Raw genomic sequence first — 14,363 nt, 5'->3', positions numbered from 1 at the left:
TTTAAACCAGTTTATAATACTTATAATCCTTATTTAAACTTTTTTATTAATAGCTTATAGGCTTGAATGCAATACAATACTCCAGCAAACCAGTAAAGTGTTATTCCCCAAATTGCACAAGCTATCGCTGCAGCATACAAAATAAGCATTGGTTCAGTAGCAACAGCATAAACAATCATAAATAATACGATAGCAATCATCAATAATGCTGTTCCAGTTTTACCCATGAAATTCACTGGTAAAGGTCCATAATCATATTGTGCAAGAATAACAATCAAAATAGCCATTACTATGTCTCGCAAAACAACAAGAGCCAACGCCCACCAAGGTATAATCTTGGCAAACGCTAAAGCTAAAATGCTGCATGCTATTAAAAGCCTATCTGCAACAGGATCTAAAATCTGCCCTAATTTGCTAACCTGATTAAAAGTTCTAGCAATATAACCATCAACACAATCTGAAAAAGCAGATATAGCAAGAATGATTAGAGCAACCCCCATTTTATTTTGCGCAATTAAAATGGCAAGATATGGTATAGAACATATACGCAGAAAACTAATCACATTAGGTACAGTAAAAACTCGATCAAGTGCTTCAGGACTGTACTCCTGATTAGAAATGAACTTAACCATACCTATTTCCTTAAAAACAATTTAAAAGACTTACCAATTGTATTCTATTTTGCATATATAAAATATTGGGGCATTATTCTAAAAATGCCCCAATAAAAGTTTTATGCTCGCCAAGCCTCTTGCGCAATATTACGAATAGAATCAATAGCAGCTGATGGATTTTCAGCTCCATAAACAGCAGATCCTGCAACCAGCACATCAGCACCAGCTTCTGCGACTATAGCAGCTGTAGAAGGGCTTACTCCACCATCAACCTGAATATGAGTATCCAATCCACGACGAGTAATTTCATCACGTAAACGACGAACCTTACCCATTTGATTGCTCAAGAACTTTTGTCCACCAAAACCAGGCTCAACAGTCATAATAAGAATCATATCGAATTCATCAAGAATATCGAAAATAGGTTCAACTGGCTCAGCTGGGCGGACTGCAAAACAAGCTTTGCAACCCATGTCTCGCAGCTGACGAGCAAGACGAACAGGCGCATGAGTGGCACCCATATGGAAGCTCACAGAATCAGCACCAAGTTTTGCGTACTCTGGAGCCCAACGATCAGGATCCTCAATCATCAAATGAACATCTACAGGAAGACTAGTAACTTCGCAAATGCGTTTTACAATCGGCTCCCCTAAAGTTAGATTCGGTACAAAATGATGATCCATAACATCAACATGAACAAGATCAGCATTTGAAATTGCTATAAGATCTCTTTCAAGATTGCAAAAATCTGCAGAAAGAATGCTAGGTGCTATTTGTATATTCATGTGTTCCATTCTAAGAAAAGCAAGCGACTAGAAAAACAAAATATCTATATTATTTAAGAATATTTTAAGATAATCTTTTTGTTTTAATATTTGAATTAGATTGAGATTCACGCTCACGTTCATCTGCAGTTATATCAATAAGACGATTCACAAGATCTGTTCGTGACTTGTGGGTATTTTGCAAAATCATAAAAACAATAATTGAAATAATAAATATAACTATAGAAACCCATACGTTAATTCTTACTCCAAGAAAAGTATGTGAAAAATCAATCCTTAAAGACTCAATCCACATTCTTCCTGCCGTATACCACATTACGTAAAGAACAAACTCAGATCCAGATTTAAGTTTTCTCTTAAGAACTTTGCCGAAAGAAATAAGCAAGGCTGCGCCTGCAAAATTCCAAATCATTTCATATAAGAAAGTAGGGTGAAACAGAGTACCCTCTGGGCATGTGAGACCATCGTAGCAACTTTCACTGTGTCCTATAGCATTTGCAGCAGAATAATTAAGTTTTAGGCCCCATGGCAAAGTAGTTGGAGCACCATAAAGTTCTTGGTTAAACCAATTACCTAACCGCCCTATACCTTGTGCAATAAGCAAGCTAGGTGCAGCTGCATCTGCAAGCAAGCTTATTGGATATTTTTTATAGGTACACAGTGCGCTTGCAGCAATAGATCCTAGGATTACTCCTCCCCAGATTCCTAAGCCACCATTCCAAATTCTAAATATCTCCAACAAATCTCCCTTAGGTCCAAAGAACTTTTCGGGAGTGGTAATAACATGGTAAAGACGTGCTCCAACTATTCCTGACGGAAGACTAACCAGTGCAACATCTAATATCTGATTAAAATCTCCGCCTTCTCGTTTCCATCTACGAGTGGTAATCCACATTGCAACAAGTGCACCAGCAAGAATTGATAAAGCATAAAATCTTAACGTTATAGGTCCTAATGTAATCTGAGAAATACTAGGACTAGGAATAGAACAAATCGTCATAAATCCTCATGTTAGTAGAAAACCATGACGGTTACTTGTAATGTTTTTACGACAAAACAAACGATTAATATCTAAAATATTACCTATAAATTAGAACGCTACAACCTTAATCAATGCCATAAGAACAGGCGCACAAAGCAGAATAGAATCCACTCTATCTAAAACGCCACCGTGACCTTTAAGCAAATGCCCCATATCCTTAATACCAATATCCCTTTTAAGCATTGAAGCACATAAATCACCAAAGGTACCAACCATGCCTGATGCAACACCCATTATTGCTGGCATCCACCAGAATTTTATCCAAGAAGATCCATAGAAGCCAGATATGATAGCGTAAGCACCTATCAAAGCAAAAAGCATTGACCCTAAAAGACCCTCTATTGATTTCTTAGGAGAAATACGAGGAGAGAGCTTATGCTTACCAAGCCACGCACCAGCAAACAAACCACCAGTGTCACTTAAAGCTGGTAGAAACACAAGCAGCATCGCATGCGCTATAGCATACTTAGTATTTGTTAAAGACAAAACAATGCATGAGGCAAGCAAAGGAATATACAATACAACAAACAATGAGACTGCCGTATTAGTGAAAGTATTTGCCTTTGCACTTTTAGATGATGTAGGATGCTGGAGCTTTTTTTCTACAGCGCGTAAAGTCCTTTGCGAAACAGTGCTATTCAATGTAGCAAAAACAACAGTTAAAAGCAATGATGCTGTTATGCCACTAGCCATAGCAACAGTATGCCATCTTGCATAAAAAGCAGAAAGAATAGTGATTACAGAACAAACAGACAATAACAGAAATGGAATCCTGAAACCTGCCGTAGCAAAATCTACATGCAACTCCCACAACGCGAGAACCATAAAAATGGTTAAAAGAATAACAAAAGTATCGATGCTAATTACAAGACAAGCAACAATCACAGCAACCAATAAAATCGCAGTCGCTATAGCCTGAGGCATATTTCTGCCAGTACGACGATTTATATCGTCTAAAGTATCATGGGTGCCGTTAATGGTCTTTTCATGTGAAGAATCAGATTTTGCCGACTTATTATTACCGACTAAATTGTTATTAGTTAACAAATCAGCTTTGTTAGACAATTCTCCAAGATTTTCTTGATTCATACGACACCCATTCAACCTAAAAGTTTCTGAAGAATCAGACCTCCATTATTTCCTTCTGCTTGCCATCAAGCAAAGCATCTAAGGAATCAGTTACTTGCTTCGTAACTTTATCAAGCTCTTTTTGTAAGCGCTCTCCTTCATCTTCGCCGATTTCACCATCTTTTACAGACTTATCAATATTCTCCTTGGTTTTACGGCGAATATTTCGAACAGCAACCTTACCTTCTTCAGCTTTTGTTTTAGCAAGCTTTACGTATTCTTTACGACGGTCTTCTGTAAGTTCTGGCATTGTAACACGAATTACATTTCCATCTCTATTAGGGCTTACTCCTAAATCTGAATCGCGAATAGCCTTTTCTACAGCATTAGCTTGCGAAGCATCAAAAGGAGTTACAGAAAGAGTGCGAGGCTCTGGAACACCAATAGAAGCAACAGCCTTAATAGGTGTTGGAGCACCATAATAGTCAACCATAATGCCATTAAGAAGAGCAGGATTAGCACGTCCAGTTCTAATACCCATGAAGTTCTCTTTAGTAGCTTCCACAGACTTGTTCATCTGTTCAAGAGCCTGATCGATAATCGCTGGCATGTATTCTCCTTTATCGGTATGTGCCAATTTTAAAATTTATTATTTAACTATCTATTCATGTTTATTAAATTTTAAATATTCAAATTATGAATATTCGCATATTTAAGCAAATGTAGGTTCAGCATCCGAAACTAAAGTTCCGATTTCCTCACCAACCAGTGCTCTAGTGACGTTTCCTTCACCCTCTAATCCGAATACGCGAATCTTCTGCTTGTTATCTCTAGCCATAGATAGTGCAGAAGCATCCATAACAGCAAGACCATCGACAAGAGCACGTTGATAATTTAACGTTACAAATTTCTTCGCGTTCTTATCTTTCCGTGGATCAGCGCTATAAACGCCATCTACACCATTCTTGCCCATCAAAACCTCATCGCAATGTATTTCCAAAGATCGCTGAATAGATACAGTGTCGGTTGAAAAATATGGCATTCCAGCACCAGCACCAAAAATAACTACACGACCCTTTTCAAGGTGTCGAATTGCCTTAAGTGGAATATAAGGTTCTGCAACTTGACCCATTGTTATAGCAGTTTGCACACGCGTTGCCTGCCCTGCTTGTTCAAGAAAATCTTGCAAAGCCAAGCAATTCATAACAGTACCGAGCATACCCATATAGTCACCACGGCTACGATCAATTCCAGCCTGCTGAAGTTCTGCTCCGCGGAAGAAGTTTCCGCCGCCAACAACAATTGCAACTTGCACGCCTTCATGCACTGCTTTTACAATTTCTCCAGCAATTCTACGAATAACATGAGTATCAATACCAACGGCTCCACCGCCAAATGCTTCTCCCGAGAGCTTCAATAAAACTCTACGAGACTTGCTTTCCCCCGCTTGTGCGATAGTCATAAAACTTTCCTCCAGTCATAACGGCGAACGCAAGCATATCTTTGCCATGATATCTTTCAATGACGACACAGCAAAACACGATTTTATAATGTATAAATTAAAAGAATGGGCTTGCATGACTTATCACGCAAACCCATTCTTGTTTTATGAATTTTTAATAAGCTTTCGCTTAAAAATTATTCAGCAGAGCCTTTGCCAACCTCAACGCGAGCGAAAGCCAAAGCAGTGCCACCAACTTCCTTGAACAAATCTCCAATAGTCTTGGAAGGATCCTTGACATAAGACTGCTCAAGAAGAACGGTTTCCTTGAAGAAGGCGTTCAAACGGCCTTCAACAATCTTTGGAACAATCTTCTCTGGCTTGCCTTCAGCTAAAGACTTTTCTGTAGCAACGCGACGCTCAGACTCCAACACATCTGCTGGAACATCTTCGCGGCGAAGCCACTGAGCGCCCATAGCGGAAATCTGCAAAGCAGCTTCGTGAGCAACCTTAGCGCCCGCTTCGTCGGTAGCAATCATAGAAACAATGCTTGGAGGTAATTCAACGGACTTCTTGTGAGCATAAACCTCAACGTGAGGACCGCTAATCTTGGCAATCTGCCCAACCTTAACGTGCTCGCCAAACAATGCTGCTGCTTCTTCTACTTCTTCCTTAACCGTAGCATCTCCAGCCTTAGCTGCAAGAAGCTCTTCTGCACTAGAAGCATTGGCTTCAATAGCATTGTTCAACACAGTTTCGGAGAATTCAACGAACTTTGGAGTCTTAGCAACAAAGTCGGTTTCGGAATTCAATTCAACTGCATAGCCAGTTTCACCTTCTGCAGTTTTAACAACCTTAGAAGCAACGGTTCCTTCCTGAGCCTTGCGACCTTCACGCTTGCCAGCGGCCTGAATGCCCTTAGCACGGATAATTTCCTTAGCGCGAGCTACATCGCCTTCGGCTTCGGTAAGAGCCTTCTTAACGTCCATCATGCCAGCGCCAGTTTCTTCGCGCACCTGCTTAATCAACGCTGCAGTAATTGCTGCCATTTTGTTCTCCTCATTAACCGCCAACAGACTTATTCAGCCTTGGCTTCGTCTTCAGACTGTTCAGTTTCCTTAGTGAGTAGTTCCTTTTCCCATGCTGCCATTGGCTGAGCGTCAGAACCTTCGGACTTTGCGCCCTTTCCAGCACGTTCAAGCAAACCTTCTGCAACAGCGTCAGCCATCAAGCTAGTAAGAAGCTCGACACCACGAATTGCATCATCATTTGCTGGAATAGGATACTCAACAGAGTCTGGATCAGTGTTGGTGTCAACGATTGCCACAACTGGAATACCAAGCTTGTGAGCTTCTTCAACGGCCAAAGCTTCCTTGTTAATATCAACAACAAACATTGCCGAAGGAGTACGGTTCATGTTGCGAATACCGCCGAGCTGCTTGGAAAGCTTGTCCTTTTCGCGTTCAAGAAGCAAAAGCTCCTTCTTAGTCAAACCAGATCCACGAACATCAGTGAAGTCCATTTCCTCAAGTTCCTTGAGACGCTTTACGCGAGTGGAAACAGTCTGGAAGTTCGTCAGCATACCGCCGAGCCAACGCTCGCTCACGTAAGGCATGTTCACACGAGTAGCCTGATTTTGCACAGCTTCTTGAGCCTGCTTCTTGGTACCCACGAACAAAACAGTACCGTTGTGAGCAACAGTCTGCTTAATGAAGTCATAAGCCTTGTCGATCATGTCGAGCGACTTGAACAAATTGATGATATGAATACCATTGCGCTGGGTTAGAATAAATTGCTTCATCTTTGGATTCCAGCGACGAGTCTGATGTCCGAAGTGCAAACCTGCCTTCAGCATTTCACTCATGGTAATCTGTGCCATATCTATATACCTTTCTTGTCGGTTCTTGCCTGGCCATGCCTGTTCGCATGCAACTTGGATAACATATGTCTAAATCCAAGCCGACCGACACGAACGGACGCGTACATGGCGCGTATTCGCGTATCCGAGTAGACAATAAAAAACGAGCAATCATATAACGCGACAACATTCATGCTCAATGGACACGCAAAAGATAATCATATCAGACGCTTAATACTAAATAAATAATACAAACTAATACTATAGTTGTTGCTAGTTCTCATTTAGATATTATTTAGATAATCCATTACGAAGTTGGCGCAAAGCTTGTTTTCTAACATCTTTCTCTAAACGATCCAAATAAACGTGTCCATCTAAATGATCACACTCATGCTGAATCATACGAGCCATTAAACCCTTGCCCTCTAGAACAATAGTTTTACCGTCTAAATCAATGCCTTTAGCCCTAGCATAATCTGCCCTGCGAGTCTTATACCATAATCTTGGAACGGACAAGCAACCTTCATCCCCATATTGTTCACCACTCAATTCTTCAATAACAGGATTGAGAATATAGCCAATATGACCTTCAATATTGTATGAAAACGCTCTAAGGCTAATACCTATTTGATTTGCACTAAGACCTGCTCTTCCTGGATCGTTTACAGTCTCTAATAAATCTTCTACGAGATTTCTAACTGCTGGAGTAATCTCACGAATTGGATCACATGGTGTTCGAAGAACAGGATCTGGAACAATGCGAATCTGTCTAATAGTCACAGTACTTCCTTAAAAATTCTAAAAGGCTAATTAAAAATGCAATGCAATTATACAAGACTTAGTGTAATTAAAATTGCAATTTTAATCAGCCTATTTAACGTTTTATAGCTAATTTAGTTTCGAATAACTATTCTTTGTCGTTAGAATTATTATTCTTCTCAGCATATTCAGTATGCTGATCTTTTACATTAACCTGTGTAGGCAAATCCTCACCAAAACGTTTCAGATGAGTAGCAGCCTGATCGATTGCTTGCTTAACTCTAGGAGTAACCGCTTCTTGAGCCTGTTTAACAGTTTCTTGCGCTTGCTTAACAGTCTCAGTTGTCTTATCTAAAATCTTAACTGTAGCAGGTAATGGTCTACTGTTTGGTTTTGGAGCATAAAGCTGATTCTCTATAAGATCACAATACCTCTTCAAAACCTTAGGACGCACAACTTTCATGCTTGGAGTCAAAGTGCCAGTTTCTTGTGAAAATTCTTCATCCAAAATAATAAATTTACGAATAGACTCAGCCCTAGAAACAGTGCTATTTGCCTGATCAATAAACTGTTGTACAACAGAACGAATAGCATCGTTTTCCGCAACAGCACTCATAGAAAGATTTTCATCCATTCCTTGACTCTTAAGCCAAGAACGAACCATATCTGGCTCAACCTCAATCAAAGCGGAAACAAATGGCTTACCGTCTCCTACAACTACTGCGTGAGATACGAGAGGACACTTAGAGATAATACTTTCCAAAGGCGCTGGACTTATATTTTTTCCACCAGCAGTGATAATAATATCTTTCTTTCTACCAGTAATAGACAAGAATCCTTCATCGTCGATCTCGCCTAAATCTCCAGAATGGAGCCATCCATCTTCGTCAATAACATCCGAAGTAAGATCTGGCTTATCATAATATCCGATAAAAACGTTAGGACCTTTTACAAGGACTTCTCCATCATCTGCAATACGGATAGTAATTCCAGGACCAGGGCGACCCACAGAACCAACTTGATTAGCATGCTCAAAATTAACAACACAAGGAGCTGCTGTTTCGGTCATTCCATAACCTTGAATAAAGGTTATTCCATCCAACCCGTTAAAGAAATGAGCAAGCTCAGCGTTTATTGGAGCTCCGCCGCAAGCTAGCCATGATAAATTAGGTCCCAAAGCAGATCGTATGGAAGATCCAACAGTTTTCATATAAAAGTCATGCTGAAGTTTTGCATAAATTGAGTGTGTTCTACCTTCAACTTCATCTTTAGACCACTCAATAAAATGTTGTACAGCCTTTGCAAAAATCCTACCTCGTATACCTGCTCCAGCTTTTTGAGACGCAGCATTATAAACCTTTTCAAACACTCTTGGGACTCCAAGCAAATATGTAGGTTTAAAACTACGCAAATCTGCTAATAAATGCTTTGCATTTGGCACATATCCAATAACACCGTGAGAACCTATTGCCACATACTGTATGTATCTGGCAAAGCAATGAGCTAACGGAAGGAATAGCAATAGTCTACTTGGCTTATAAAGCATATCATTTAAAACGTCATAAGCTGCATACACAATATGCGTAAAATTCCTATTAGAAAGCATTGCACCCTTTGGTTTTCCAGTTGAACCAGAGGTGTATACAATAGTCGCTAAATCATCAGCTTTTACTTGACATATGCTTTTATTAAGCTCGTCGTCGCTGATTGATTTTCCGAAATCAATCACTGCGTCTATTCCAGCAGCTTTAAAGTTAAAAATAGTCTTTAAAGACATACGCTTATTGTCTTGGCGAACTCGCTCTAAGCACTGTGCATGTTCATCATCACCTGCAAAAGCTATCACAGGTTTTACTTCAGAAATAATTTCAGCAGCTTGAATTGCTGAATCTGTTTCGTAAATCGGAATGGTTACAGCACCAATGCAAGCGCAAGCAAAATCCGCAACGCCCCACTCATAACAGGTTGGGGAATAAATAACAACTTTGCTTCCTCGTTCAACGCCAAGAGCAATCAACCCCTTAGCTGTTGCACGAACTTTTAATAGCATTTCAGATGCAGTAACATCATGCCATTGACGAGTATCATCGTCTTGCCATTGGGCTATTACGCCTTGTGGATCTCGCATTGCCCTATTGGCAAGCAGTGAATAAATTGTGTCACCGTCATTTGTTGGGTGAATGACCTCTACAGCAAATTCTCGCAGCATAGTCTTAATTGTACGGTATATCTAACACGACACAAACGAAAGTCATACAAAAATGTCAACCTAAAATTGGTGGTCTTTACAAATAAACTCTTCTGGTTAGATAATTAGAAGCAAACTAATAATGATTACCTAAACCAGAAGAGTCATATTTTTGTATTTAACTATTATTTAATTGACAATGGAATTTAAAGGCTAGTATATTTCCTACCAATCATCCCAAGTCAACTAATGTACATATCCAACTCCCGTTTTGAGATTTAAATGCCAAAGACGCACAATAATTTAAGCTTCCAATAGAAAATAAAACAACTGCCTCAAAACGAGTTGGACTAATTAGCATTCCATTTATCATTCTTGGCATAGTCGGTTTGCAACGTAGTTGCCAACTTGTATATTCATCGTGTTTGTCTGAGAAACATTGAAATATTAAATACCACATGTTTTCAAGCTTAAAAATACATTCTTCGCTAAGAGCCTTACGCATTTGTGACGATATAGGTCTTCCTCTAGAAATGTCACTAGCAATACATGCTACTTTGCACGCTCTTAAAGCGAGGTCTAAGTACAATTCCTCATCTACCGAATTATTAAAGCATGATGATACATGATATGTTGCCATAAAATGCGAAGAACCCACTAGGAATGAACCTTCGTATACTGGCAATGGCTTGCGATCATTCCACTTGAACGTAGGATGATCATCATTTGCAGCAAAGTCGTTTTTTACAACTTCCCAGAATGCATCATTTTCGTCATAGTTATCGCTGACTATGGTACCAAGAGTATTATTCATTTTCCTGCTCTTTCCCGTTAAAAAATTTGTTACTTATCCCATTTTCTATTTTTAAATTCCTTATTTTATTTTTTGTATTTTTAATTTAAAACCAATGTCTAGCAAAGGTTTAAATAAAGCATACAACTTATTTCAAAAATTCAAAGTATTATTTCTAAGTGTGCATAAATAAAATTAAATCCTCGATTTTTGTTGAAAAATCAAGGATTATTTAGTGTTAAGTTATGCACATTATAGTTTTTACTTCCTTGTGCACTTAAATTTTTAGTTTTAAGCTCACAAGGAAGTAAACAAATAGTATTAAAAATTACCGAACATCCTGATGGAATGGGTTAAATACAACACTACAACGCTGGAAACTCTTAACATCAACATACCCAGTGGATGCCATTGTGCGCCTTAACGCACCAACATAATTTGTTTTTCCGTCTGCCATATGGCTTGGACCAAACAAGATATTCTCCAGCGGAGCAACAGTTCCAACATTCGTACGCATTCCGCGTGGCAAAGATGGATGGCGAGCTTCTGCTCCCCAATGCATTCCGCGTCCTGGAGCCTCGGTTGCTCGTGCTAAAGGAGTTCCAAGCATAACTGCATCTGCTCCCATAGCCAAAGCCTTAATAAAGTTGCCAGATGTTCCCATTCCGCCATCTGCAATAATTTGAACATACCTTCCGCCAGATTCATCCATATAGTCGCGACGAGCTTCGGCAACATCCGAGATTGCAGTTGCCATAGGAGCTTGAACACCAAGAGTATTCATAGTTGCAGAAACTGCACCTCCACCGAAACCTACGAGAATTCCAGCTGCACCAGTTCTCATTAAATGCAAAGCTGAAGTGTAATCAGCACAGCCTCCCACAATAACTGGAACATCAAGATCATAAATAAATTTCTTTAGATTAAGTGGTTCATGATCTTTAGAAACATGTTCTGCACTAACAGCTGTTCCACGGATAACAAAAAGATCTACTCCAGCTTCTAACACAGTAGAATAGAATTCCTGAGTGCGCTGAGGAGAAAGAGCACCTGCAACAGTAACTCCAGAATCACGAATAGTGCGCAAACGTTTAACAATAAGTTCAGGCTTAATTGGTTCAGAATAAATTTCTTGTATACGCTTCGTAGCAATTTCGTTTGGAAGCTCCGAAATTTCCTTTAGAAGTGGTTCTGGATCCTCGTAACGAGTCCATAAACCTTCCAAATCAAGTACACCCAAGGCGCCCATCTGACCCATTGCAATAGCCGTATCTGGGCTAGTAACAGAATCCATTGGCGCAGCAATCACTGGTACGTCAAAACTATAAGCATCGACTTGCCAGGACGTAGAAACAGCCTGCGGGTCGCGAGAACGACGAGAAGGTAGTATAGCAATATCGTCAAGTGAGTAAGCAACTCGGGCTTTTTTGCCCAATCCTATTTCAATTTCCTGAGACATACTTACAAGGCTAGTGTCTTATCATGACGAATCAACATGCCGAAAATTATTTAACTAATTTATAAGATAATTCTATTGAATATCAGTGTTACTTATGCAATGATTCGTAAATAGATTTAGCTTTAGCTTGACCGATGCCAGAAACCTTTTGTAAATCGTCAACACTCGCATCTTTTAATTTCTTAACACTACCAAATACGGAAAGAAGACGTTTTTTGTAAAACTCTCCAATACCAGGAATCGAGTCTAGTGACGAATTTAACATGGCTCTTCTTCGTTTCTGCCTATGATAAGTTATAGCAAAACGATGCGATTCATCTCTAGCTCTCTGTAGCAAATATAATCCTTGGGAGCTTCGTTTAAGAATAATTGGGTATTCATTATTAGGAAGCCAAACTTCTTCAAGCTTTTTAGCCAAACCGCATACGACTATGTTTTTTATTCCACAATCTATCATAGCTTTTTGTGCTGCTCTGGCTTGTTCTCTACCCCCGTCAACAACTATAAGATTAGGCGTATAAGCGAATTTTTTATATTTTGATTTTTCAAGATTTTCTCCGTAATCATCATCTACATCGCCACTACTTGTGTGCTTAAAACGCCTAGAAATAGTTTCATACAATGCGCTCAAATCATCAAGTTTTCCGTTGCCATCAGACCCTTTTATGGAGAATCTTCTGTACTCGCTAGGTTTAGCAATACCATCTTCAAATACAACCATTGATGCAACCTGATATTCTCCATTTACCGTATTGGAAATATCATAACATTCAATACGCAAAGGAGATTCGCTCATTCCAAGAGCATCGGCAACCTCGTTCATGGCGCTACTTCTTGCATCTAAACTGCTGATTCTGCTGGACTTCAGTCTCATTAATGATTGTTTAGCATTATCATTTGCTTGATTCATAAGATTTCGTTTATCGCCACGTTCAGGAACCTTAATGCTAACTTTAGATCCACGCAATTTGCTTAACCAATTTTCCAAATTTTCACATTGATTCTGTGATATTTCAAAAGGAATGATTATTTCTCTAGGGATTGGGGTAATTGGGTCTAGTAAATCTCCCCTTCCTGTTGATTCTTGCCTTTTTTTACGCTCTTTTGTTGTTTTTGCACGATACGCTGAGTCAATATATTTACTCTTGGTATTCTCCAAGTCAATCTGCAATGCATTTCTTGATTGCTCTATTTTCAAAGAGTCTTCATATTGCAAATTATTATTTGATTCATATTCTGAATAAACTCGCATAAGCAAATTCGCTATTATATCTGCATCGCTAATATCCTCGCTTCTTTCAACCTGCCAATTTTTCTCTCCTCGCAATAAGCCTTCGCGAACAAAGAATGCGTGAACGCATGCCTCTAGAGAATCTCCACTAAAACCAAAAACATCAGCTTCAACATTCTCGTCAAAAACAACAGAATTTTGTTGCATAACAGTTTTAAAAATGTTTATTTTATCTCTTATTTTTGCAGCATTCTCAAAATCAAGATTATCGCTAGATTCTTTCATTTCTCTTGTTAAATCGTTAATGTAAGAATCACCTATAGAACCAGTTAGTACACCAACTAATTGTTCAACATTATTTCTGTGAGTTTTACGATCCACTTTTGCAATGCAAGGTGCAGAGCATTTTCCAATGTCTGCAAGAAGACAAGGTCTACCAGTTTTATGAGCTTTGACAAAAACGGATTGTCTACACGTTCTTACAGGAAAAGTCTTAAGCAAAGAATCTAGACTGTGCCTTAGCTGCCACACTTTTGCATATGGACCAAAGTATCTAGTTGATTTAGAATTCCTATTTCTTGTGATCCAGACTCTTGGAAAATCATCATTCACAGATACAGCAAGATAAGGATATGTTTTATCATCTTTAAAAACAACATTAAAACGTGGATTAAACTCCTTAATCCACGTGTATTCTAGTGTTAAAGCTTCAAGCTCAGTGTTTACAACGGTCCATTCTAGACTTCGAGCTGTTAAAACCATCGACTGAGTTCTAGGATGAAGCTGATTTAACGGTTGAAAATAATTAGACAACCTATTTCTTAAACTTTTTGCTTTTCCAACGTATATTACTTTCCCCTTATCATCTCTCCACTTGTATACTCCAGGTTGATTTGGAATATCGGAAGTTTTTGGTCTAAATAAGTCTCTCGTGTCACCTAAAAGTGATGCTCCAAAATTATTTTTAACTGAATTCTTCAAAATGTCAGTAGTGCTTATATCACAATTAGATAGGTGAGTTTTCTTCCATTTGCCTTGACTGCTTATAGCATCTTCTTTGATATCTATGTTATTATTCACAATTTCCATTATGTTTTCACCTCCTTTCATAAAAATACTATTTAA

General features: G+C 39.0%; 13 protein-coding genes. All 13 read right to left on the bottom strand.

Annotation, left to right across the window (positions count from 1 at the left end; translation table 11 throughout):
- Positions 1–29 precede the first annotated feature (29 nt).
- Complete coding sequence (locus HXT53_RS03680) at positions 30–632, bottom strand: CDP-alcohol phosphatidyltransferase family protein (protein ID WP_004111646.1); 603 nt, start codon at positions 630–632, stop codon at positions 30–32.
- Positions 633–733: 101 nt separating this feature from the next.
- Positions 734–1,399, bottom strand: a complete 666-nt coding sequence (rpe, locus tag HXT53_RS03675; RefSeq protein ID WP_004111648.1) for a ribulose-phosphate 3-epimerase — start codon at positions 1,397–1,399, stop codon at positions 734–736.
- Positions 1,400–1,463: 64 nt separating this feature from the next.
- Complete coding sequence (gene lgt / locus HXT53_RS03670) at positions 1,464–2,399, bottom strand: prolipoprotein diacylglyceryl transferase (protein ID WP_004115095.1); 936 nt, start codon at positions 2,397–2,399, stop codon at positions 1,464–1,466.
- Positions 2,400–2,489: 90 nt separating this feature from the next.
- Positions 2,490–3,530, bottom strand: coding sequence for a phosphatidate cytidylyltransferase (locus HXT53_RS03665; protein ID WP_004115096.1), 1,041 nt, complete (start codon positions 3,528–3,530; stop codon positions 2,490–2,492).
- Between the two features lie 34 nt (positions 3,531–3,564).
- Positions 3,565–4,119 (bottom strand): ribosome recycling factor, encoded by a 555-nt coding sequence (frr, locus tag HXT53_RS03660; protein ID WP_004111654.1) that lies wholly within the window; start codon positions 4,117–4,119, stop codon positions 3,565–3,567.
- Between the two features lie 102 nt (positions 4,120–4,221).
- Positions 4,222–4,971 (bottom strand): UMP kinase, encoded by a 750-nt coding sequence (gene pyrH / locus HXT53_RS03655; protein ID WP_004111656.1) that lies wholly within the window; start codon positions 4,969–4,971, stop codon positions 4,222–4,224.
- Positions 4,972–5,147: 176 nt separating this feature from the next.
- On the bottom strand, positions 5,148–5,999 hold the full coding sequence (gene tsf / locus HXT53_RS03650; RefSeq protein WP_004117867.1) for a translation elongation factor Ts: 852 nt from the start codon (positions 5,997–5,999) through the stop codon (positions 5,148–5,150).
- Between the two features lie 29 nt (positions 6,000–6,028).
- Complete coding sequence (rpsB, locus tag HXT53_RS03645) at positions 6,029–6,829, bottom strand: 30S ribosomal protein S2 (RefSeq protein ID WP_004111661.1); 801 nt, start codon at positions 6,827–6,829, stop codon at positions 6,029–6,031.
- A gap of 270 nt (positions 6,830–7,099) precedes the next feature.
- A complete protein-coding gene (gene def / locus HXT53_RS03640; RefSeq protein ID WP_004115099.1) occupies positions 7,100–7,588 on the bottom strand; it encodes a peptide deformylase in 489 nt (162 codons plus the stop codon).
- A 127-nt stretch (positions 7,589–7,715) separates the two neighbouring features.
- Positions 7,716–9,776, bottom strand: coding sequence for an AMP-dependent synthetase/ligase (locus tag HXT53_RS03635; RefSeq protein WP_004117868.1), 2,061 nt, complete (start codon positions 9,774–9,776; stop codon positions 7,716–7,718).
- Positions 9,777–9,987: 211 nt separating this feature from the next.
- Positions 9,988–10,569 carry a hypothetical protein gene (locus HXT53_RS03630; protein WP_421779948.1) on the bottom strand — a complete coding sequence of 194 codons (582 nt, stop codon included), beginning with the start codon at positions 10,567–10,569 and terminating at the stop codon, positions 9,988–9,990.
- Positions 10,570–10,876: 307 nt separating this feature from the next.
- Positions 10,877–12,007 carry a GuaB3 family IMP dehydrogenase-related protein gene (locus HXT53_RS03625; protein ID WP_004115105.1) on the bottom strand — a complete coding sequence of 377 codons (1,131 nt, stop codon included), beginning with the start codon at positions 12,005–12,007 and terminating at the stop codon, positions 10,877–10,879.
- An 88-nt stretch (positions 12,008–12,095) separates the two neighbouring features.
- Positions 12,096–14,327, bottom strand: a complete 2,232-nt coding sequence (gene uvrC, locus HXT53_RS03620) for an excinuclease ABC subunit UvrC (protein WP_246979224.1) — start codon at positions 14,325–14,327, stop codon at positions 12,096–12,098.
- Between the last annotated feature and the right edge of the window lie 36 nt (positions 14,328–14,363).

The organism is Gardnerella sp. KA00390 (assembly GCF_049244075.1).
Classification (GTDB): Bacteria; Actinomycetota; Actinomycetes; order Actinomycetales; family Bifidobacteriaceae; genus Bifidobacterium; species Bifidobacterium vaginale.
This window is presented reverse-complemented; position numbering and strand designations above follow the sequence as displayed.

Bases quoted from the DNA above. Each gene is read 5' to 3' on its own strand.
- HXT53_RS03680 (WP_004111646.1), bottom strand. From the start codon at position 632: ATGGTTAAGTTCATTTCTAATCAGGAGTACAGTCCTGAAGCACTTGAT.
- rpe (WP_004111648.1), bottom strand. From the start codon at position 1,399: ATGAATATACAAATAGCACCTAGCATTCTTTCTGCAGATTTTTGCAAT.
- lgt (WP_004115095.1), bottom strand. From the start codon at position 2,399: ATGACGATTTGTTCTATTCCTAGTCCTAGTATTTCTCAGATTACATTA.
- HXT53_RS03665 (WP_004115096.1), bottom strand. From the start codon at position 3,530: ATGAATCAAGAAAATCTTGGAGAATTGTCTAACAAAGCTGATTTGTTA.
- frr (WP_004111654.1), bottom strand. From the start codon at position 4,119: ATGCCAGCGATTATCGATCAGGCTCTTGAACAGATGAACAAGTCTGTG.
- pyrH (WP_004111656.1), bottom strand. From the start codon at position 4,971: ATGACTATCGCACAAGCGGGGGAAAGCAAGTCTCGTAGAGTTTTATTG.
- tsf (WP_004117867.1), bottom strand. From the start codon at position 5,999: ATGGCAGCAATTACTGCAGCGTTGATTAAGCAGGTGCGCGAAGAAACT.
- rpsB (WP_004111661.1), bottom strand. From the start codon at position 6,829: ATGGCACAGATTACCATGAGTGAAATGCTGAAGGCAGGTTTGCACTTC.
- HXT53_RS03635 (WP_004117868.1), bottom strand. From the start codon at position 9,776: ATGCTGCGAGAATTTGCTGTAGAGGTCATTCACCCAACAAATGACGGT.
- HXT53_RS03630 (WP_421779948.1), bottom strand. From the start codon at position 10,569: ATGAATAATACTCTTGGTACCATAGTCAGCGATAACTATGACGAAAAT.
- HXT53_RS03625 (WP_004115105.1), bottom strand. From the start codon at position 12,007: ATGTCTCAGGAAATTGAAATAGGATTGGGCAAAAAAGCCCGAGTTGCT.
- uvrC (WP_246979224.1), bottom strand. From the start codon at position 14,327: ATGGAAATTGTGAATAATAACATAGATATCAAAGAAGATGCTATAAGC.